Annotated in this window: 21 protein-coding genes, 1 tRNA gene and 1 pseudogene; 12 read left to right on the forward strand and 11 right to left on the reverse strand. The window is 61.6% G+C overall.

Features of this window, described 5'->3' with window-relative positions:
* Window positions 1–148: 148 nt before the first annotated feature.
* Window positions 149–349, reverse strand: coding sequence for a hypothetical protein (locus tag MJ601_RS02375; protein WP_242122975.1), 201 nt, complete (start codon window positions 347–349; stop codon window positions 149–151).
* 98 nt (window positions 350–447) lie between these two features.
* Here MJ601_RS02375 and rpiB point away from each other — a divergent pair, with 98 nt between their 5' ends.
* From rpiB to MJ601_RS02395, 4 genes and pseudogenes are all read left to right on the forward strand, one after another.
* A complete protein-coding gene (rpiB, locus tag MJ601_RS02380) occupies window positions 448–885 on the forward strand; it encodes a ribose 5-phosphate isomerase B (RefSeq protein WP_242122976.1) in 438 nt (145 codons plus the stop codon).
* Between the two features lie 11 nt (window positions 886–896).
* Complete coding sequence (gene glyA, locus MJ601_RS02385; protein ID WP_242122977.1) at window positions 897–2,210, forward strand: serine hydroxymethyltransferase; 1,314 nt, start codon at window positions 897–899, stop codon at window positions 2,208–2,210.
* A gap of 6 nt (window positions 2,211–2,216) precedes the next feature.
* A complete protein-coding gene (nrdR, locus tag MJ601_RS02390; protein WP_007688777.1) occupies window positions 2,217–2,678 on the forward strand; it encodes a transcriptional regulator NrdR in 462 nt (153 codons plus the stop codon).
* 25 nt (window positions 2,679–2,703) lie between these two features.
* Window positions 2,704–3,411: pseudogene (locus MJ601_RS02395) on the forward strand (RNA methyltransferase); the annotation flags it as partial.
* Here MJ601_RS02395 and MJ601_RS02400 read toward each other — a convergent pair.
* On the reverse strand, window positions 3,408–3,704 hold the full coding sequence (locus MJ601_RS02400) for a chorismate mutase (RefSeq protein WP_242122979.1): 297 nt from the start codon (window positions 3,702–3,704) through the stop codon (window positions 3,408–3,410). The pseudogene MJ601_RS02395 and the gene MJ601_RS02400 overlap by 4 nt on opposite strands.
* Window positions 3,705–3,939: 235 nt before the next feature.
* Here MJ601_RS02400 and rpsD point away from each other — a divergent pair, with 235 nt between their 5' ends.
* Window positions 3,940–4,554, forward strand: coding sequence for a 30S ribosomal protein S4 (rpsD, locus tag MJ601_RS02405; RefSeq protein ID WP_192666895.1), 615 nt, complete (start codon window positions 3,940–3,942; stop codon window positions 4,552–4,554).
* A 67-nt stretch (window positions 4,555–4,621) separates the two neighbouring features.
* Here rpsD and MJ601_RS02410 read toward each other — a convergent pair whose 3' ends face one another.
* Entirely contained in the window at window positions 4,622–6,469 is a 1,848-nt protein-coding gene (locus MJ601_RS02410) for an alpha/beta hydrolase family protein (protein ID WP_242122980.1), read from the reverse strand.
* A 121-nt stretch (window positions 6,470–6,590) separates the two neighbouring features.
* Between MJ601_RS02410 and MJ601_RS02415 the strand changes: the two genes are divergently transcribed.
* The 4 genes from MJ601_RS02415 (at window position 6,591) to aguB (ending at window position 10,688) form a co-directional block, all read left to right on the forward strand.
* Complete coding sequence (locus tag MJ601_RS02415; protein ID WP_491572877.1) at window positions 6,591–8,243, forward strand: M28 family metallopeptidase; 1,653 nt, start codon at window positions 6,591–6,593, stop codon at window positions 8,241–8,243.
* Between the two features lie 247 nt (window positions 8,244–8,490).
* Window positions 8,491–9,474 (forward strand): agmatine deiminase family protein, encoded by a 984-nt coding sequence (locus MJ601_RS02420; protein WP_242122982.1) that lies wholly within the window; start codon window positions 8,491–8,493, stop codon window positions 9,472–9,474.
* A 10-nt stretch (window positions 9,475–9,484) separates the two neighbouring features.
* On the forward strand, window positions 9,485–9,829 hold the full coding sequence (locus tag MJ601_RS02425; protein WP_491572878.1) for a DUF3147 family protein: 345 nt from the start codon (window positions 9,485–9,487) through the stop codon (window positions 9,827–9,829).
* 10 nt (window positions 9,830–9,839) lie between these two features.
* Window positions 9,840–10,688 (forward strand): N-carbamoylputrescine amidase, encoded by an 849-nt coding sequence (aguB, locus tag MJ601_RS02430; protein ID WP_242122984.1) that lies wholly within the window; start codon window positions 9,840–9,842, stop codon window positions 10,686–10,688.
* A gap of 35 nt (window positions 10,689–10,723) precedes the next feature.
* Here the strand turns inward: aguB and MJ601_RS02435 are convergent, their stop codons facing one another.
* Entirely contained in the window at window positions 10,724–11,392 is a 669-nt protein-coding gene (locus MJ601_RS02435; RefSeq protein WP_242122985.1) for a uracil-DNA glycosylase, read from the reverse strand.
* Window positions 11,393–11,415: 23 nt separating this feature from the next.
* On the opposite strand from MJ601_RS02435, the gene folK reads away from it, so the two are divergent.
* Together folK and MJ601_RS02445 are read left to right on the forward strand one after the other, a co-directional pair.
* A complete protein-coding gene (gene folK / locus MJ601_RS02440; protein WP_242122986.1) occupies window positions 11,416–11,916 on the forward strand; it encodes a 2-amino-4-hydroxy-6-hydroxymethyldihydropteridine diphosphokinase in 501 nt (166 codons plus the stop codon).
* 45 nt (window positions 11,917–11,961) lie between these two features.
* Window positions 11,962–12,037 (forward strand) — tRNA-Lys (locus MJ601_RS02445).
* 101 nt (window positions 12,038–12,138) lie between these two features.
* On the opposite strand, the gene MJ601_RS02450 is transcribed toward MJ601_RS02445, so the two are convergent.
* Window positions 12,139–12,333 carry a DUF6961 family protein gene (locus MJ601_RS02450; RefSeq protein ID WP_491572876.1) on the reverse strand — a complete coding sequence of 65 codons (195 nt, stop codon included), beginning with the start codon at window positions 12,331–12,333 and terminating at the stop codon, window positions 12,139–12,141.
* 247 nt (window positions 12,334–12,580) lie between these two features.
* On the opposite strand from MJ601_RS02450, the gene MJ601_RS02455 reads away from it, so the two are divergent.
* The gene (locus tag MJ601_RS02455; RefSeq protein WP_242122988.1) at window positions 12,581–13,207 is read left to right on the forward strand and encodes a hypothetical protein; all 627 of its coding nucleotides are present in this window, start codon (window positions 12,581–12,583) and stop codon (window positions 13,205–13,207) included.
* 88 nt (window positions 13,208–13,295) lie between these two features.
* Here the strand turns inward: MJ601_RS02455 and MJ601_RS02460 are convergent, their stop codons facing one another.
* The 6 genes from MJ601_RS02460 to glgA form a co-directional block, all read right to left on the reverse strand.
* On the reverse strand, window positions 13,296–14,219 hold the full coding sequence (locus MJ601_RS02460; protein WP_242122989.1) for a hypothetical protein: 924 nt from the start codon (window positions 14,217–14,219) through the stop codon (window positions 13,296–13,298).
* A 256-nt stretch (window positions 14,220–14,475) separates the two neighbouring features.
* Window positions 14,476–15,171, reverse strand: a complete 696-nt coding sequence (locus MJ601_RS02465) for a hypothetical protein (RefSeq protein ID WP_242122990.1) — start codon at window positions 15,169–15,171, stop codon at window positions 14,476–14,478.
* A 126-nt stretch (window positions 15,172–15,297) separates the two neighbouring features.
* Window positions 15,298–16,008: a hypothetical protein gene (locus MJ601_RS02470; RefSeq protein ID WP_242122991.1), complete on the reverse strand. Its 711-nt coding sequence runs from the start codon at window positions 16,006–16,008 to the stop codon at window positions 15,298–15,300.
* Window positions 16,009–16,166: 158 nt separating this feature from the next.
* Complete coding sequence (locus MJ601_RS02475) at window positions 16,167–17,276, reverse strand: tyrosine-type recombinase/integrase (RefSeq protein ID WP_242122992.1); 1,110 nt, start codon at window positions 17,274–17,276, stop codon at window positions 16,167–16,169.
* A 548-nt stretch (window positions 17,277–17,824) separates the two neighbouring features.
* On the reverse strand, window positions 17,825–19,696 hold the full coding sequence (gene glgX, locus MJ601_RS02480; RefSeq protein WP_242122993.1) for a glycogen debranching protein GlgX: 1,872 nt from the start codon (window positions 19,694–19,696) through the stop codon (window positions 17,825–17,827).
* Window positions 19,693–21,135, reverse strand: a complete 1,443-nt coding sequence (gene glgA, locus MJ601_RS02485; protein WP_242122994.1) for a glycogen synthase GlgA — start codon at window positions 21,133–21,135, stop codon at window positions 19,693–19,695. Before glgA ends, glgX begins: the two co-directional genes overlap by 4 nt.
* Window positions 21,136–21,152: the final 17 nt, after the last annotated feature.

Consider the following 21,152-nt stretch of genomic DNA (forward strand, 5'->3'; position numbering starts at 1 on the left):
GCGGGCCGGGATTTTGAGAGTTTGAGTTTGAGGGGCTGCTTGGGCGGCCCCTTTTCTTTTGATGTCGCAGAGGCCCAAAGGACGCGGAGACAGAAAAGCATCAGCGTCCGGGGTCATCCATGGCCAGCCCGGCACTTCCTTTCAGCCGCTATCGATGTGCGGCATTTTCCAACACGGGCAGGTCAGGACCGGGAATGGCGGTGATTGCGACATTGGCGAACATCACCAGCCCGGCGACGATCATCAACGTGCCTCGCCTGCGATCGCGCTTCCTGACGATGGCATAGATGCCGCCGCCGGTCAGGGCCATGCCCGCCAGCATCAAGAGGGATAAAATCGTTCCTGCCATGGAGCAGGCCATAGGGTGGCAGGTGGACGGTGGCAATATTGCAGCGCACCCCCTAATAGGCGCGGGAACGAATCACCTTTTGCGTGAGTGATACCGCCGTGAAAATAGCCATCGCATCCGACCACGCCGCCGTCGATCTGAAGGCGGAACTCGCAGAATGGCTGCGCGCCGAAGGACATGATGTGGACGATCTGGGTCCAGCGACCGCCGATCGCGTGGATTATCCCGATTTCGGTTACAAGCTGGCGACAGCGGTCGCATCCGGCGCGGCCGAACGCGGCATTGCGCTGTGCGGGTCGGGCATCGGCATTTCGATCGCCGTCAATCGCAACCCCGCCTGCCGCTGCGCGCTTGTGTCGGAGCCTCTGTCAGCCACGCTTTCCCGCGAGCATAACGACGCCAATGTGCTGGCCATGGGTGCCCGCCTGACCGGCGTGGATATGGCCAAGGCCTGCGTCACCGCGTTTCTTTCCACCGAATTCGGCGGTGGCCGCCATGCTGGCCGCGTCGAGAAACTGTCCCAGCCCGCGCTGTAAGGAGACTTTGCATGAGCACAGCCACCCTCTCCCCCCTGTCCGACATTCGTTCGGAGGGCTATTTCACGCGCAGCCTGGCCGATGCCGATCCGGCGGTGTTCGCGGGCGTCACCAAGGAACTGAAGCGCGAGCAGAACCAGATCGAGCTGATCGCTTCGGAAAATATCGTGTCCAAGGCGGTGCTGGAGGCGCAGGGTTCGGTCTTCACCAACAAATATGCCGAGGGCTATCCGGGCAAGCGCTATTATCAGGGCTGCGCGCCGTCGGATGAGGTCGAACAGCTCGCCATCGACCGCGCCAAGCAGCTGTTCAACTGCGGCTTCGTCAATGTGCAGCCCCATTCGGGCGCGCAGGCGAACGGCGCGGTGATGCTGGCGCTGACCAAGCCGGGCGACACCATCATGGGCCTCTCGCTCGACGCCGGTGGCCACCTGACTCACGGCGCGAAGCCCGCGATGTCGGGCAAATGGTATAATGCCGTGCAATATGGCGTGCGCGAAGACACGCACCTCATCGACTATGACGTGGTCGAGGCGATGGCGGTGGAAAACAGGCCTTCGCTCATCATCGCGGGCGGTTCGGCCTATCCGCGCCATATCGACTTTGCGCGCTTCCGGGCGATCGCGGACAAGGTGGGTGCACTGTTCATGGTCGATATGGCGCATTTCGCGGGTCTGGTCGCCGGTGGCGAGCACCCCACGCCCTTCGGCCATGCCCATGTCGTGACCACCACCACGCACAAGACCCTGCGCGGTCCGCGTGGCGGCATGATCCTGACCAATGACGAAGCCATTGCCAAGAAGATCAACTCGGCAGTGTTCCCCGGCCTGCAGGGCGGCCCGCTGATGCATGTGATCGCGGCGAAGGCTGTGGCCTTCGGCGAGGCGCTGCGTCCTGAATTCAAGACCTATGCCAATGCGATCGTCACCAATGCCAAGGCGCTGGCGGGCAAACTGGAGCAGCGTGGCCTGGCCGTGGTTTCGGGCGGCACGGACACGCATCTGGCTCTGATCGACCTGCGCCCCTACGGCATTTCGGGCAAGGATGCGGACGAGGCACTGGAGCGCAGCTTCATCACCTGCAACAAGAATGGCGTGCCGGGCGACCCGCTGCCGCCGACCAAGACCAGCGGCATTCGGGTGGGTTCGCCTGCCGGAACGACGCGCGGGTTCGGCGTGGCGGAGTTCGAGGCGATCGGCGACATGATCGCGGACGTTCTGGAAGGGCTGCGCGACAATGGAGAGCATGGCGACGCCGCTGTCGAAGCCAATGTGCGTGAGCGCGTCTCGGCTCTCTGCGCCCGTTTCCCGATCTACGAAGGCTGATCGCCCTTGCGTTGCCCCTTCTGCGCTCATGAGGACAGCCAGGTAAAGGACAGCCGCCCGACGGAAGATGGCGCCGCTATTCGCCGTCGGCGTCAGTGCGAAGCCTGTGGCGCGCGCTTCACCACCTTCGAGCGGATACAGCTTCGCGATATCTGGGTGGTGAAGAGCGAGGGGCGCAAGGAAGCCTTTGATCGCGACAAGCTGGCGCGGTCCATCGGGATCGCCTGCCGCAAACGGCCGATCGATCCCAGTCGGCTGGAGAAGCTGATTTCCGGCATCCAGCGGCAACTGGAGACATCCGGCGACGGCGAAGTCCCCGCGCGGGCGATTGGCGAGATGGTGATGGAGGGGCTGAAACGCCTCGACAGCGTGGCCTATATCCGCTTCGCCAGCGTCTACAAGGACTTCACCGACGCGCGGGATTTCGAGGATTTCGCATCGACGGTGAAGGAAGTCGGCAGTGACTGAAGCTGCGACTGAGGCTGCTTCCTTGCCTCCCGTCATTGTTCTGGTTCGGCCGCAGCTTGGCGAGAATATCGGCAAGGCGGCGCGGGCGATGCTGAATTTCGGGTTGACCGAGATGCGACTGGTTTCGCCGCGTGACGGCTGGCCCAATCCCGATGCCGGGCCGTCCGCGGCGGGCGCGGACGTGGTGCTGGACAAGGCCGAGGTTTTCGAGACGCTGGCCGATGCCGTCGCCGATTGCGCCCATGTCTATGCGACCACGGTGCGCAAGCGCGGCGTGACCAAGCCGGTGGTGACACCGGATGAGGCTGCCAGGGAAATCCATGCCGCCGCAGGGCGCTCCGCCTATGTGTTTGGGCCGGAACGGTCGGGGCTGGAGACCGAGGATGTGGCGCTGGCGCGCAAGATCCTGACGGTACCGATCAATCCCGAGTTCGGGTCGCTCAATCTGGCGCAGGCAGTGATCCTGTGCGCCTATGAATGGTCGAAACATGCTTCGCTGGAGCAGCCGACCGTGGTCGATCTGGGCGAACCAGCTCCGCAGGCGGAGTTGGAGGGGATGATCGGGCAGTTCGAGACCTTGCTCGAAGGAGCAGGCTATTTCTTCCCACCGGACCGCGCGCCTGCGACCAAGCGGACCTTGCGCAACCTGCTGACCAAGCCGGGCTGGAATCATCTGGAGGTGCGAACCCTGCGAGGCGTGCTCTCCGCGCTGGGCAATCCGCGGCCGCGCTAGGCCCGCAAGCGGTCGAACTCGATCATCTCATAGGCGATCGAGGCTTCGACCAGCCTTTCCCACAGATCGGCGATGACATCGGCAGGGGCGCCAAGGCGCTCCGCTTCGGCACGGGCATTTTCAATGACTTCCGCCTTGCGGGCTTCGTCGCGCACCGCGCCTCGCTCCGGCTTGATCCGGGCGGCGGCGCGCATATGGGCGAAGCGCTGGTCGAGCAGCGCGACAAGCTGGCGGTCGATCTCGTCCACGCCAGCGCGGACTTCGGCCATGGTCGTGTAGCTTTCGGGGTTCATAAGCCAGGCTGACTAAGCCGGGAGCGCCGCCCTGTCGAGGGTTGACATGTCCCGCGCCCTTCTCCATAGGCGCCGCTTCGCAATTGGCCCCGCATCCCGGTGAAGCGGTGGCCCTGCCCCTGAAATATGGATCGCAGGCGATACCGGGAATAAGTTTCGCCCTCCCCGAAAAGTGGGAACCGGTTTTCGGATCAGGAGGGTGAACAAGCGTTGTTAGTGATTGTAAGGAAACATCATGTCGAAGCGTTCCAGCGCCAAGTACAAACTCGACCGCCGCATGGGCGAGAATATCTGGGGTCGCCCCAAGAGCCCGGTCAACAAGCGTGAATATGGCCCCGGCCAGCATGGCCAGCGCCGCAAGGGCAAGATGTCGGACTATGGCATCCAGCTGCGCGCCAAGCAGAAGCTGAAGGGCTATTACGGCGACATCACCGAAAAGCAGTTCAAGAAGAGCTATATCGAAGCCGCCCGCATGAAGGGTGACACCGGTCAGAACCTGATCGGCCTGCTCGAGCGCCGTCTGGACGCCGTCGTCTATCGCGCCAAGTTCGCGCCGACCATCTTCTCGGCCCGTCAGATCGTTTCGCACGGTCACATCTATGTGAACGGCGTGAAGTGCAACATCGCCAGCCGTCTGGTGAAGCCGGGCGACGAAATCACCCTGGGCAAGAAGGCGCAGGAAATGGCGCTGGTTCTGGAAGCGCAGAGCCTGCCCGAGCGCGACATTCCTGACTATGTGTCGCCCGATGGCGCCACCAAGGTCACTTATGTCCGCGTTCCCTCGCTGGACGAAGTGCCCTATCCGGTGAAGATGGAGCCGAACCTGGTCGTCGAATTCTATTCGCGCTAAGATCAGCAGCGAATATCGGAAACAGGCAAAAGGGGCGGCCCGATCGGGCCGCCCCTTTCCTTTTGCGCTATTGTGCCGGGGAAAGCTTCAACGCGGAACGCAGGAAATTGTCTGCACGGTCCAGCATCTGCGCTCGGACATCGCTATCGCGCAGTTGGTGATCGAGATTCTTGAATTCCACTAATTCAACGGACTTGCCCTTGCTCCTCAACCGCGAGGCCATGGTACGGGACTCGGCAATCGAGACATTCTGGTCGATATCGCCGTGGAACATCAGAACCGGCGCAACAAAGGCATCGGCATGGCGCGCGGGTGAACCGCTTTGGGCGACGGAAAAGTCACCGAAGATCGCTTCCAACGAAGCGGGACTAAGGTCACTTTTCCATTCCTGCTGAAGGTCGCCAATGTCGGTGACCGGGGATTTCTGCCACGACTTGAAGCCGCTGCCGCCCAGCCAGTCCGAACCGAACCCGGTGGAGCCGCGGAAATTGGGCTGGAAAACGGCATAGCCCTGATGCGCGAAGAACTGAGCAAGCCAGTCGAAGCCCCATTCGTCACGGGCCCAGGGGCCGCCATGGGGCATGACGATGGCGGGCAAGCCCCTGCCGTCGCTGCCTGGCGGCAGGGTCAGGTAACCGGGGATCGTCGTGCCGTCCGAAGCGGGGAAACCGACCGGCTTCACTGGCGAGAGCTTATATTTGTCGAGCGACGGCTGGATCGCCATGATCTCGCCAAGCTGCTTGGTCGCCTTGTCGAACAGATAGTAACGGCCCGCATCAACATCGCTGCCCGCATAAAGTACAAGCTTTTGCTCATCCGCGCTGGCATCGACGAAGCTGACCAGCGGCGCATTGGGTAAAGCCTTGTTGAGTGCCGTTGCAAATTTCTCCAGTTCAGGATCGAAGAAAGCCGAATGGCGCCGGTCCGTTACCCAACTGACACCGACAACGCGATGCTGGCGGCCAATCCGGATCAGGTCGGTCACATCGACATCAGCGCGGTCATAGACCCGCTCCTTCTTCATGCTCCCGTCAAGGCTGATGCGGTAAATGCCGGCCCGGCCGTTTTCGGTGTCGGTGCCGTAAACGACGTCGAGATCGGAATCGACCGCCTGCGCCTCAAAGCCCGTCGCCACGATGCCGGACACCGACTGAGTCGAAAGCGCAAGCCATTCGCGACTGCCCTTTTTCCGGTAGAAATATTTGTAGCGATGGCCGCCATAACCCATGCTGGTCGTCGGGCGTGTGACCATGATTCGCACGGCGCCGTGACCGTCGCTGATATAGCCCACGGCATCGCCTCGCGGGATTTCCACCATGGAACGGGCGAGTGTCCGGCTATTGACCCGATCCACACCCAATCCCTGGCGGCTCTGGGCCGTGATGTGCCCGGTGGTCTGTTCCGGGATATAATAACGATCCATAAGAACGGTACCGTCCTCGCTCTCCCCCATCCAGTCGATGATGTTGCCGCCTCCCAGCGCAATACCCAGGGCATTATCATTCTGGCGAGCGCTCACCATCTTCACATTCGACCCGTCGGCGTTGACGCCGAGCATCCGCGTCTGGCCGGTCTTCTCGCCGAATATGGAGCTGATCATGTAGACATCGCACAGGATGCGGTCATTGGTCGACCAGCCGCAATAGGATAGTTGATCCGGATAGCCGGTAGACAGCAGCACCATCTTGCGATCCTGGTCGCTGCCGATTTTGAGGACCGATACCACCGAGCCGCGCCCGGCAGTTGGTTCGATCATCGCCAGCGATTTTCCGTCCGGGGAAATGCTGACATTGGATAGGGCCGGCCGGGCCCCGAAAGCCTTGGCCGCCTCACTCGGCGCATGAACCGGGCCTTGCGCATAGGCGGGTATCGCGAGCGCGACGAATGGCAGAAAATTCAGAAACTTCAAATGCATGAAACACCCCCTTGCGAGGGAGCAGGAATATATACAGCAGTAAAACTGTCAACGGCTGGCGCTTGCCCGGTCAAGTGCGCAATGCCATCATCGCATGATCCAGACATTGAGGTTCCTGCACATGCGCCTGTATTCCGCCAAGATCACGCTGCTGCTGGCAGCGCTTTGCTGTGCTCTGCCGGTTTTCGCCGCCTCGTCCGACGGCCCCTCCATCGAGACGATGAAGGAAGTGGTCAAAGAGATTTCATCCGACGCTTATGAAGGGCGGGCGCCGGGGACGGTGGGTGAGGAAAAGACGCTTGCCTATCTGGTGCAGCGGTTCGAGGCTTTGGGGCTGAAGCCGGGCAACAAGGGAAGCTGGTTTCAGGAGGTCCCGCTGGTCGAGATCCATGCGAGGAATGTGTCGCCGCTGACCTTCACCGGGGGCAAGGCGCCGATATCCGCCCAATATGGGTCCGAGATGGTGATCGCCACCTATCGCACCAGCCAGCCGCATATAGAGATAAAGGACAGCCCGGTCGTCTTCGTCGGCTATGGGATCAACGCGCCGGAGAAGAAATGGAACGACTATGCCGGCGTCAATGTGAAGGGCAAGACCGTCATCATCCTGGTGAATGACCCCGACTATCAGACGCCCACGCTGCGCGGGCCGTTCAACGGGCGGGCCATGACCTATTATGGCCGCTGGACCTACAAGTTCGAGGAGGCTGCGCGGCAGGGTGCGGCGGCGGCGATCATCGTGCATGACACCGTGCCCGCCGCCTATGGCTGGAATGTCGTGCAATCGAGCTGGACCGGCGCGCAGCACGTTGCCGACAGCGCCAACGCCAATGCCGACCAGTCCGCCGCCATCGGCTGGATCCAGAAGGACAAGGCAGCGGCGCTGATGGCGAGCGCGGGGTTGAACCTCGACACGCTGATGGCTGCGGCAAAGAAGCGCGGCTTCAGGGCGCTGCCCCTGAAGGGCGTGAAGGCGAACCTCAGCTTCGACAATGCCATCCGCAAGCATAGTTCGAAAAATGTCGTCGCCTTGCTGCCCGGCAAGACCCGGCCCAACGAATATGTGCTTTATGCCGCGCATTGGGATCATCTGGGCCATTGCGAGGCGGCGCCCGATGGCGACGATATCTGCAACGGCGCGATCGACAATGCCACGGGGACGGCGGCGCTGGTGGCGCTGGCGCAGGCTAATGTGAAGGCCGGGCCGACCGATCGCAGCCAGGTATTCCTGGCGGTGACGGCCGAGGAATCCGGGCTGCTCGGGTCGGCCTATTATGGCAATCATCCCGTCTTTCCGCTGGGACAGACCGTGGGAGGTGTCAATATGGACGCGCTCAGCATGGCGGGCCCTGCCAGGAACGTCGTCGTGATCGGAAAGGGCAAGTCGCAACTCGACGCCTATCTGGACCGGGCGCTGGCGGCGCAGAAACGGGTCGCTAGCCTGGAGCCGACGCCGGAGAAGGGATTCTATTATCGGTCCGACCATTTCAGTTTCGCCAAGCATGGTGTGCCGATGCTCTATTTCGAGGGCGGGCAGGATCTGGTGAAGGGCGGCCCGGCCGCGGGCGCCAGGGCGGCCAAGGACTATGAGGAACATCGCTATCACGGCCCGAAGGACGAATATGATCCCAAATGGGACTGGAGCGGCGTGAAAGCGGACCTGAAGCTCTATTATGACGTGGGCCGGGCGCTCGCGAACAGCACCGACTGGCCCAACTGGGTGCCGGGAGATGAATTCCGGGCGATCCGCGACAGAAGCCGGGCAGGGAAATAGTCGGCTTTCGCTGGTGGGAGCAAAATCCTCTCTGCATGTTAGGGAGCGGGGACCATGCAAAGCCAGCACGGCAGTTCACGCCATTTTCCTTCCACCAGCCTTCGGCCGGTCCGCCCTCCCCATCTTCCGGCGGGAAGGATTCAAGCGTCCCGCTTCCTGCCCCTGATCCATGCATATTTTACGGCTGTCACGCGGCACATGATCCTGTAGAGGGCGCCAGACATTTTCCTCGACAGGAGCCGCGCCCATGACTTTCCGTATGCCTGCCGAATGGGCGCCGCATGAATGGACCTGGATCGGCTTTCCCACCGATCCCGAAGAATGGCCGGGCGCCTTCGATGCCGCCCGCCAGCAGATCGCGGACTTTGCGAGCGCGCTCCTTGCGGAGGGGCGCGGCGAGGACGTTCGGCTGGTCTGCGCCAATGAGGACGATGCGGCGGTCGCCCGCGGGCTGGTCGCGCCGGGCGTGACCATCCTCGTGCAGAAGCTGGGCGATGTGTGGCTGCGCGATACGGCGCCGATCGCGGTGATGCGGGACAGGGAGCGGGCGCTGGTCGATTTCGGCTTCAACGGCTGGGGCGGGAAATATCGGATGCCGGGCGACGAGGATATCGGCGCGCGTCTGGCGGCGACGACCGGGCTTCCCACCGCCACCCAGCATTGGGTGTTCGAGGGAGGCGCGGTCGATACCGATGGAACAGGCCTGTTCGTGACGACCGAACAATGCCTGCTCAATCCCAACCGCAATCCGGAACTGGACCGGGGCAAGATCGAGACGCTGCTGGCGGGGTCGCTGGGGCTGTCGGACATGCTGTGGCTGGGCGATGGCTTGCTGAACGACCATACGGACGGCCATGTCGACAATCTGGCGCGCTTCGTGGCGCCGGGCGTGCTGGCCCTGCCAGAGGCGAGCACGGAGGATGACCCCAATGCAGCGATCTATGCCGATGCGCGGGCACGGGCGAAGGCGTTCGGCGTGGAGGTCGCGTCGATCCCCTCCCCCGGCCGCGTGGTCGTGGAGGGGGAGATCATTCCGGCAAGCTACATGAATTTCTATGCGGGCAACGCGGCCGTCATCGTGCCCATCTATGGTCGGCCCAATGATCAGGCGGCTCTGGAGGCCTTCAGGCCCTTCTTCCCCGGCCGGGCGATTGTCGGATTGCGCAGCGATGCCATTCTATCGGGCGGTGGCAGCTTCCACTGTTGCAGCCAGCAGATGCCGTCCGCCTGAAATGAGCGCGATGCTGGCGTTGCGGGCGCTGATTTCCGGGATCATCATCGCCGTCGTGTCGGTGGTGTCGCGGCGCTTTCCGGGACTTGGCGCGCTGATCGCGTCCCTGCCGCTGATCTCGGTGATGGGGATGATCTGGCTGTGGAACGACAAGCCGGACGTGGAGAATATGGCGCGTCATGCCGAAGCGACATTCTATTACGTCATTCCCTCGCTGCCGATGTTTCTGCTGATCCCCATATTGTTGCGGCGCGGAGTGGGTTTTGCTCCTGCGCTGATCGCGGGTTGCGTGCTGACGATCCTGCTCTATCTCCTGACCGTTGCCGTCGCCGCCCGCATGGGCATCCGCCTGTAGGATCTGATTGATGACCAAAGTCACCGTTGCCGCGCTCCAACTCGCCTTTTCCGATGATCGGACGGACAATATCGAGATGGTCGCGGGCCATGTCGTCAAGGCGGCCGCGCGGGGCGCGAAGATCATCCTGCCGCCGGAGCTGTTCGAAGGCCCTTATTTCTGCCGGGTGGAGGACGAGGCGCTGTTCGCGGGCGCCCTGCCGCTCGACGAGCATCCTGCCGTGCAGGAAATGCGCAAGGTCGCGAAAGCGGAGGGCGTCTACATCCCGACCAGCTTCTTCGAACGCGACGGTCATCATTATTATAATTCGCTCGCGATGATAGACGATCAGGGCGACATCATGGGCCTCTATCGCAAGAGCCATATTCCCGACGGCCCGGGCTATGAGGAGAAATATTATTTCCGGCCCGGCAATTCGGGCTTCAAGGTCTGGAAGACGCGCCATGGCACCATCGGCGTCGGCATCTGCTGGGACCAATGGTATCCCGAAACCGCACGGGTGATGGCGCTGATGGGCGCGGAAATGCTCTTTTACCCGACAGCCATCGGGTCCGAGCCTTATGACGCCGACCTTGATACCAGCCGCATGTGGCGCCGCGCGATGATAGGCCATGCGGTCAGCAACTGCATGCCGGTGATCGCCGCCAACCGCATCGGAGAGGAAGAAGGCCAGAAATTCTACGGCCACAGCTTCATCAGCGACGAATGGGGCGATTTCGCCGCGGAAGCCGATGCCAGGGATAATGGCGCACTGGTCGCGACGCTGGACCTGGAAAGGGCGAAGACACACCGCGCGGGCATGGGCTTTTTCCGTGACCGGCGGCCCGAGCTTTATGCGCGGATCGCACAGGATATCTGAAAACCCAAACCGTCGCCCGCCGCCGAAGCGGCAGATTACCCCCGACTATCTCCTGCGCTGAGTTCTACCGCTCGCGCGAAGACGGCCTCGAACATCTCAGCCGTCAGGCGGCCGGTATTCTGGTTGTAGCGCGAGCAGTGATAGCTATCGATCACGATCCTGCCGCTGGGCATGCGATGTTCGGCCAGATGGGCGAAGCGCGCCTTGGGCAGCTTGCCGCCCAGCGCCTTCACCACGGATTGATGCGCAATCTGGCCAAGCGCGATGAAGATCTGCGCATTGGGTAGCGCGGCGATGGCGGGCTTCAGGAAGGCCCGGCAATTGTGAATCTCCTCAGGCAGCGGCTTGTTCTGCGGCGGCAGGCATTTGACCGCATTGAGGATGATGACGTTGCGCAGCGTCAGGCCATCATCGGGGCGCCCTTCATAAAGGCCCTCGCTCAATCCGAATTTGGCGAGCGTGGCATAGAGAAGGTCTCCCGCATAATCGCCTGTAAAAGGCCGCCCGGTGCGATTGGCGCCGTTCTTGCCCGGAGCGAGACCGATGATCGCGATCTTGCCCTCTGGATCGCCAAAGGCCGGGACTGGCGCATTCCACCAATCGGGATGTTCGGTCCGGCATTCCTCCCGAAACGCCACGAGGCGGGGGCAAAGCGGGCAGTCCTTTGACGGCTCGGTATCGGGCAAGGGGCTATGCAGCGTCATGGCGAGGGGATAGGCGCTGCCCTATGGCCAAGACAAGCACCCGTCATCAATACGCACTGGCGTTGGGATCGAACCGGCCGTTGTCGGCGCGACTGCCCCCGAAACGGCTGCTGGAGGCGGCAATCGGCCAAATTGCACGATGGGGCAAAGTCCTCGCGGTCTCGCCTGTCATCCCGACGCCGCCCTTGGGCCCGTCGCAGCGGGTCTTCGTCAATGGAGCGATGCTGCTGGAGAGCGACCTACCCCCCGACGCGATGCTTGCCCGATTGCAGGCCATAGAATGCAATCTCGGCCGCCGGCGGTTCCGGCGCTGGGGAGCGCGAAGCGTGGATGTCGACATCATTCTCTGGTCAGGCGGCCGCTGGAACAGCCGGTCGCTGCAAATCCCCCACCCCGCTTTCCGGGAGAGGGATTTCGTACTGGCCCCCCTCTGCACGATTGCATCAGATTGGCGCGACCCGATTTCCGGATTTTCGGTGCGTCATTTGCTGGCACGTTCCAGAAAAGCGAGTTCTGGAGGTTGACCAGCCGGATCGCCGCCTCTAGTGCGTGCGGACCTCAGGACATGAGGGCCCTTAGCTCAGTCGGTAGAGCAACTGACTTTTAATCAGTAGGTCGCTGGTTCGAATCCAGCAGGGCTCACCACCGCAGTTTTGCGTGGTTTTTGGCACTTTTTCAGACGGTCAAATCGAAGCCTGAAAATGCCTCCAGTAATCACCCGGTAATCACGACCCCATCTTTCCGGGTCATTGTGAAGCGCCTTCCGAGCGCATGAGGCGATCCAGCCGAATCGCAACCTCCTTCCACACCGTCACCCCTTCCGCCTTCCCCTCGCTGGCAAGCTGGCCGATCCTCTCCGCCACCACGACCGCCGCAAGGTCGCCATGTTGGCGCAGGACCATCGACGCCATGCCCCATATCTCCTGATCGCGGGTCATCATCTGGGCAGGATATGGGAAAGCATCCTGGGACAATAGCCCCACAACGGCGAACCGATGGTGAGTCGACAGGCCCCAATGCTGCGCTCTCGGCCGTCGCTTTTCACGCCATCCCCGTTTTCGCTCTCCTACGAGACGAAGCGGCCGCTTCGGCGCTGCGCTCTCTCATGCGATCACAAAGCTAGCGCGCTCATCCTGCGGTCAGGCCATGTGCCTTTCCCACCGGCATGGTGCTGGTGGGAGAATGCGAATGCAGTCGGTCAACGAGCAGCGGTGGAAACTCTACAGGCAAGGGCTGAACGATACCCAGATCGCGGAGATTCAGGGTGTCACTACTTCAGCGGTTCTTTATTGGCGCAAGCGGCGAGGCCTGCCCTGCCACAACCCAAACCTCCAAGCTGGCTCGCGCCCCGTCGCGCAATGCCGCAAGTTTCTGCACGGTCTAGGATGGCGTGATACGAGTATCGCCGTGGAACAGGGCGTGACGCGCGAGAGCGTTCGTATCTGGCGGAAAGCGCAAAACCTCCCGCTCCCGCCAAGCCGAATTTATGACAGCAAACGGCAGCGATCCAATCAGATGCACGATCTCCAGCGCCGGGTCATAAAGGCTATCGGCACGTCCCTGCCACGTGACATCGCGGCCGATGCCGCCGCCGATCTGATGCTGGCGGTTGTTAGCGGCAGCGTGCCGATCAGTGACATAGAGAAACGGGCGCGGTCATTCGGCAACCGGGCGCTTCAGGAATTTGCAAACGCCTATCTTTCCCGATCTCTTGACGAGGCAGTCGATGACAATGGCGACCTGCGGCGCATCGACACGCTGGTCGATGAGTTCTCCAGCGACTGGCTGGAGGAAATGGGCGCCAGTTGGCACTAGCGATTCAGGCGGCTCGGACCGAGGTTGGGGCCGCCCCTAACTCCACACAATTGCGAGGCTCGCCTTCCTGCCCGACCGGCGCTCCTACCTAGCGTTTCGTGAGCCGATTATAATCGCGGTCGTTTACGAGGAAGTTTTTTGCCTTCTTTTTAACCGTCGGGTCGTTTTCCAATAAGCCGCGCTCGATCAGAACTGTCACTGCGCGTTCCGCTATTGCATCCGCCTCCTTCGGGAGTGTCCCTATGATGGATTTAGCCTCCTGTTCAGAAAGCTGCTCCTGCCCAGACTCAGCAAGCGCAACAGCAATTTGAGCCTCAAGTTCTGCTCGTTCAAATGGCGAAAGCCAAACGACGCTTCGATATCCAAGCTCTTTGAAGAACCCGTCCATGAACGCCTCAACTGCCTTCCGAGAGTTTTGCTCGTGCAGGTCGGGGGTGCCGATGCGGGAGTAAAGATTACTTGCTAGGGCACCGATCTTGGCAGCGAATATGTCTTTTACCTGCCCCACCTTCGCAGAGAGGCACGTGTCATAATGCCCAACTCTCATCGCTACAGACAGCGGCAAAAAGGCACACAAATGATCATCTACTGATTCTGCTGCCCCTCGTGGAATGAAGAATATTCCGTCGACAGTGTTATTCACGACACGTTCTAGGAACTGACGGGCCAAAGCGCTCTTTTCCCGATCCCCGACGGGCACTGGACATCCGGGCAATGGCTTTGTGAATTGCTGTTCAAACTCTCGTTTAACCGCGAGGGCTAAGGGGCGGACTGCGCAGATGGTGATGTATCTGCTTTTGCACTCTTTGCCAGATCGTCGCACCAGATCACATGATTGCGTAAGCACCATAAAGTGCGAGTAATCGGGTGCCTCAGCATAATATGCGTGCGCCTCCCCTAGCGCAGTCGAAAGCGCCTGGGTCCTGCGGAGAAGATCACCTTGCCGCAACTGCTGGCGGTCCAAGTCGTCTCCCGACTCAAAAATAAAATCGAACGTCGCGACGTCGGCCATACCAGGCGGAGGTCCCGCTTATCGCGTCAGGTCAGCTGCGACTACGGACGTAAGTTCCAGTTCCGGCTCTTTCTGTCCATGCCTTGAGATATTAATATCTCGGAGATCAAGCCCATCGCGACCCGCTTGAACGGCTTTTACAATGCCGTTCTTAACGTGAAGCGTCTTTGGCTTCGCGCTTATGAAGTCAGATGTCGCAACGTCGCCGCTAGTCAGAGCATGCACCGTCACCGTCCCTGACCTAAATGAGCGGACCTTAATTGGTGCTTTCAACGACATTTGCGCCTTCCTCTAGCTTTGCTTCAGCCAAGAAGCCTACGGCTTCAAACGCCTCATAACCATAATAAGATTTAAGAATGCTTTGGCTGTGATCCAACGCCCTTTGGATCATGCCGGGGACAAAATCGCCGTAACGCGAGATGTCCGGCTCCGGTCGATGGTAATTGAAGTTGAAGCTTACATTCTGCTCAGTCATAATGCGGTTGAAGTTCAAAACTTCCGGACCATCCATCTGAAGTTGAACACCACTTTGACGTAGATTAAGCTTACCTTCACCTTCTAGCGCTTCTCGCGTTTCAAACAGATCTTCTACCATACTATTCGGATTGTCATCCACATAGTTTAGATTGCATCCGATCGCCATCACCGGCGTGTGCGGCAACACGCTGAGCATTTTGAGCAGAACGTTTTCGACGTTCGCAAATGTCTCAGGCCGCGCATCCACGGCAAATATGTCTGTTCGATCAGGAGTGACGAGAAAGGCCACGCCTTCAAAGAAGCTCAACTGAATAACGCGTTGACCATTCTGCGCGATCATTTCCAGGAATTGCATGTCCTCCCCCTCCGCCTTGTCGAAGAGGTGCCGCGCAATCCATGCGGGCTGGAAAATGGCAGGATTGAATTGAGCGACCAGGACTACGATCGGCGCACGTGTATCAAGTGTGAGCGTCATTTATGGCCACGCCCTACGCGCATCAATAAGCCCCCCGAGTATGAGTCGTCCTGCATATCCCATGATTCAACTCCACTTTCAAATCATTGAAGGGCCGCTCGTCTCATTCCTTGTCCGCACTGATGCTCAACGCTGAATTGTGAACCCCGGAGGTGGCGGCAGGATCGAATAGCCGGGCGGCGGCGGAATAGATCCCGCGCCGACGCCCATATTCTCCTTCGCCAGTTTGCGCGCCGCCTTGACGATCTTGTTCACCGCCTCCTGCTTGTCGTCGCCCGGCATCGCCGCCCAATCCGGCGAACCGATCAGCCCGGCAATGTCATTATAGCTGGTCGCGCCAGCCATCTCGCGGAAGCGCCCATATTCTTCCGGCGTCATGTCCTTGCGGACGAAGGACGGCACAGTGACATCTGCGTTCAGCAGGGCATTGTTGACCGGATCGCCCTGGCGGGTCGAAAGCCAGACAGGCGACACAATGTCAGGACCAACCCCGCCTTCGCTGATGACAGGGCGGCCCCACACGTCCCGCTGCACCGGCAGGGATTGCGACATGCCCGGCACCCGGCGGCGCACAGCATCAAGGATTGTGTCCGCCTCTCGGAGCGTCGGATCAGCCGTCCGCGCCAACTGTGCGATACCGGCCGGGACCGCGAGTGAACCCGCAGTGCGCTTCAGCCAGCTATTGGCGTAGCGGCCCGGATCGTTCACCGCGTCCACCAGATCGCCCAGCCCGGAAAGCCAAGTCTTGCTGGAAAGGTTCTGCATGACAGAAGCCGTCACCAGAAGCGCCACGTCCTCGCGCTGCTTCTCCGTCATGTGATCCTGCAACTCGACCATTCCGGCCGCCACGCCGAGGGTAGAGGCGAAGGGATCGAGACGCTGATAGCTAAGATATTCGTCCCCGATCTTGATTGAGTAGGGTTACCGAAATATCAACATTGCGGCCTGCGAATAAATTATCGGTCGGGGCGAACCCCGCCCGAACGGATGCACACTCAGCGGCAGACAAGATTTTCTAGTGCCTGAGCGTGCTGCCGCAGATGCTCAACAAGATGTTCGGCATGGACATAACCGCCGGAAGCACCGGGCAGCTTCTGACCGAGCAGGAGGGCCGACTCGGCATAAGGAACCCCTCCCGCGATGAATAAGGTACGCGCGTGGTGGCGATACTCGTGCGGACTCGGCAGGCCATCCTCACGCGGCTCCTCAATGTGGCCAGAGGCGCTTGTTGCCGACGGCCACAGCCATCCGCTACCCAGCGGCGCATCCGCTTCCATTCTCGCCCGCAGACGCTCCGTCAGCCTGGTACCCATCGGGAACAGCATTTGTCCGCCGGTCTTCATGTGGCGGAATTTCAGGATCGAGCGTTCGAGATCGACATCATCGCGACGGACTTGGAGCAAGGATGACCGCCTTGCTCCTGTCAGCATCAAGGCGATGTGCAGGTCGCGACGGATCGGTGCGAGTTCCTCAACATCCTTCCACCATCCGTCGAGGTCCACCGCAGCGACCTGACGGCGCTTCGTTGAAGGCACCCGCAACGCGGCAACCGGATTTCCGCCGATGGTCTCGTCCAGCCTCATGGCCGTGTTGATCGCTGCCCGCAGCGTCCGCATCACGCTGGCGGCGGTCGTCTCCCCGTGCTTCCTCTTGAGGCTGTCGAAGAGGTCGCGCACCTCCTGCCGCGAAATATCGGCCACGGCCCGGTTTCGGAATTTTGAGAGGTACTGATCAAGATGGTAGAGATAGCCCTCCGTCGTTCGCGGGCTAAACGTCTTTTCCGACAAATGGGCCTCCAGCGCCTGCTTCAGCGTGATCCCGCTCTCGGCAGGTCCCGCCGTCGGATCGACGCCGGACTGTATCTGGCTCATAAGGGATTTGGCTCGGTTGCGGGCTTCGCGCAGGCCAATGCGGTCGCAACGGTCGATCTTCACGCGGACGGTCCGAACATGCCGTCCGTTACGGCGCACGTCACCCTGGACCGCATAGGTCCTGGTCGAGGCATGGCAGATGACCATCAGCCCCTTCACCTGCTCGTCGCGGTGGATGCCTGATCCAAGGGGAAGGTCCCGGATGCGGGCTTCCGTCATATTCAATACGGCCATTTAGGTCTCCGAAAAGTACCGGCCTGAGCACCGAAATCGCGCTCTCTCTGAGCGGCTCAGGTTGACCTAAATGTCGTGAAAACACTGTCCCGCGAACCATGATTGGCCCTGATTTCCTTAGATTTTCCTCTGATTCCTGAACTTTTAATCAGTAGGTCGCTGGTTCGAATCCAGCAGGGCTCACCATTTTATGCTGCCGTCAGGCGAGGATCGCCAGCATCAGTGCGGCGCAGCACCATATCTCGATCGACACCAGCAGGCCGAACAGGATGCCGACCATGGCCGGAGGCTTCAGCGCTTCTTCCATCTGACCTCTCCAATTCTTTCTGCAAGATGAACGGCTTAACCGGACAACTGGTTCCCGGAACATCTCGGCGCATCGCTTCGGTTCATCGCATTGCGCGCGGTCGCACGGGCGCAATCCGATTGAGGGTGTTTACCCTGCCTACTGTCAGCAGGGTGACACGCTCAGTTCCGTTGCGGGCGCAGAGGGGAGATCGAGCGGAGGGTCGTGCTTGCGGCGCGGCGGGGTTGCCGCAGGTTGCCCATTATCCGGCGGCGATGGGCAGGATCGTCCTGGCTGGCACTTCCACATGTCCGAAATGACAGGCCGTGGGACCGCCATTGATGTAGAGGATCAAGCCCGACCCCCGAAAGCGCATGGCCAGCCTGTGGCGATCCGGATCTTCCCATTGCTCGACCGTCAACCTCTGTTCCTGTTCGTCAAGCCATTCGACATCATCTTCGGTCAGCCAGCCCGTTTCGCGAAGTTCCGGCTTCGCGCTTCGCAAGGCGGCGAGTGCAAACGCATATTCCTCGATATCCCGGTCCCGCCCTGCCCAATCAATCCAGCCGATCGCATTATCCTGTGCATAGGCATTGTTGTTGCCCTGCTGCGACCGGCCGAACTCATCCCCTGCCGTCAACATGATCGTGCCGCGTGAACAGAAGAGCGTAGCGAGCAGCGCCTTCACGTCGCGCCGCCGGGCACCCAGCACCAGCGGATCGGATGCCGCTCCCTCCACGCCATTGTTCCAGCTGAAATTCTCGCCATGGCCGTCGCGATTGTCCTCGCCATTGGCGTGATTATGCTTGTGGGCATGGGCGGTCAGGTCAGCCAGCGTGAAGCCGTCATGGGCCGCCAGGAAATTGACCGTCCGGGTCGTGGGACCATGTCCGAAAATGTCGGACGATCCGGCAAGGCGCGTCGCCAGGGCGCCGAGCATCCCACGGTCTCCTCGCCAAAAGCGCCGCAGGTCATCACGATAGCGGTCGTTCCATTCCAGCCAGCCATCGCCAAATTGCCCCAGCTGATAGCCGCCAGGACCGATATCCCAGGGTTCGGCGATCAACACGCGGTCAGCGAGGAACGGATCGGCCCGCATTGCCACCAGCAGCGGTGCCTGCACGTCGAACCCATCCGGCAAACGTCCCACCGCAGGGGCCAGATCGAAGCGAAAGCCGTCCACGCCGGCCATGCCGACGAACCAGCGCAGGGAATCCAGGATCAGCCGCTGCATCGCCGGATGATTGCAATCGATGCTGTTGCCGGTGCCGGTGTCGTTGATGAGCCTGCCGTCCGGTTCATGCCGCCGGAACGCGCTGCGCGCATCGAGGCCGCGCAGCGACAGCGTCGGGCCCAGCGCATCACTCTCTCCGTCATGATTGTAGACCATGTCGAGGATGACGCCGATCCCGGCCTGGTGAAGCGCCGTAACGGCCTGCCGCAGTTCGTTCAGGCCGCCGGGCGCGATCCGGGGATCGAGCGCGAAATAGCTGACCGGATTATAGCCCCACGCATTGCGCAGGCCGAGCGGCCCCAGATGCCGCTCATCGATCCAGGCATTGATCGGCATCAGTTCGACAGCAGAGACATGCAGCCGCTTCAGATGTTCGATCACCGCCGGGTGGCCAAGCGCCGCTACGGTTCCGCGCTGTTTCTCCGGAATATCGGGATGCAGCATGGTGAAACCCCGCACCTGCACTTCGTAGATGAGGCCACCCGGGCGAAACAGCGGCGGCGCGTGGACGATCGGTGGAAGTGGAGCGGACAAAACCGCCTTGGGCATGAGGGCGGCAGTGTCCGCCCCCTCGCCGCGTCGCATAGCCAGCGCCGGATCATAGACAAACGCCCGGTCGATGGCCGTCGCATAAGGATCAAGCAGCAGCTTGTCGGGATCGAACCAGAAACCGGCGCCAGGATCATAAGGCCCATCGGCGCGAATGCCATAACGCGCGCCCTGCGCCAGACCAGGCACGTCGAGGGACCAGATGCCATCACCGCCCTGCGTCATGGGCAGGCGCGTCTCCTGATCCTCTTCGTCGAACAGGCACAGCCAAAGCTGGGCGGCGTCGGGCGAACGGACATGGAAGCGCGTTCCCCCCTCATGCATTTCCGGGCCGAGCGGCGGCTGGTTCATGCCGCTTCCGGCATGAGGGACCGGAACAGCTCCGCATAGCGCCCAGCGCTGTGGGTCCAGGAGAAGTCGGCGCGCATTCCCGCCCGCTGCATCGCTTGCCAGTCGAGCTTGTTCGCGTGCAGCCGGATGGTGCGTGCGATCGCGCCATGCAGCGCCAGCGGATCGGAGGGCGCGAAGACCACACCGGTTGCCGCCGCGGCACCGACCGCTGCCTCATTGGCGTCGATCACCGTGTCGGCCAGCCCCCCGACACGCGCCACCACCGGCACGCAGCCATAGCGAAGTCCGTAAAGCTGCGTGAGGCCGCAAGGCTCGAAACGGGAGGGGATGAGGATCGCGTCCGCGCCAGCCTGCATCAGATGGGACAAAGGCTCGTCATAGCCGATCTGCGCGCCCACGCGGCCGCGATGCCGGTCGGCGGCCGCCAGGAAAGCGCCCTCCAGAGGATGATCGCCCGAACCCAGCACCGCCAGCTTGCCGCCCAGCCCCACCAGATGGTCGATCGCGTCCATCACCATATCCATGCCCTTCTGCCAGGTCAGGCGGCTGACGATGATGAAGAGCGGCGCATGATCCCGGTCGAGACCGAAGCGCGCCTCCAGCGCCCTGCGATTGGCGGCCCTCCCGCCCAGCGCCCGCGCACTGAAGGGCTTGGCAATCAATGGATCGGTCGCCGGGTCCCAGATGGCGGTATCGACGCCGTTCAATATGCCGTGCAGCCGGTCCGCGCGGCCATTGATCAGCCCATCCAGCCCCATGCCATGCACCGGGGAGCGGATTTCATCGGCATAGGTCGGGCTGACGGTGGTAATGGCGTCGGCGGAAACCAGCCCTGCCTTGAGAAAACCGGTACCCCCATAATATTCGACACCGTCGACACCCCAGGCTTCAGGCGGCAGGCCCAATGGCGCGAAAATCTCCGCGCCGAACCGCCCCTGAAAGGCGAGATTGTGGATCGTCACCACCTTGGGCACGGCATGGGCCGGACCGAAGCGCATATAGGCGACGGTCATCGCCGCCTGCCAGTCATGGGCATGAACGAGATCGGGCCGCCAGCCCTTCACACCTTCAGCCGCGATGTCCGCGCCCACGCGGGACAGGGCGGCAAAGCGCTTCCAATTATCGCTCCATTCCCGGCCACCAGGATCGCCATAGGGGCCACCCTCCCGCGCGAAATAGGCAGGCGCGTCGAGCACCAGCAGATCAAGATCGCCGACCTTGGCCGCCAGCACGGTCGCGGGCGCACCGAACAGCGCGTCATAGCGGCGCACAGCCTTCGCCTTTCCCATTTGCGACAGAACGGAGGGGTAGCCTGGCACCAGCGTCCGCACCGCCATCCCATGCCCCGCCAACGCGCCCGGCAGCGCGCCTGCCACATCGGCGAGCCCGCCCGTCTTGATCAACGGATAGATTTCGGACGCGACCGAAAGAATCTGCATCGAAGCCGTCTTGCTCA

Source organism: Sphingobium trunci (assembly GCF_022664535.1).
In the GTDB taxonomy this organism is placed as follows: Bacteria; Pseudomonadota; Alphaproteobacteria; order Sphingomonadales; family Sphingomonadaceae; genus Sphingobium.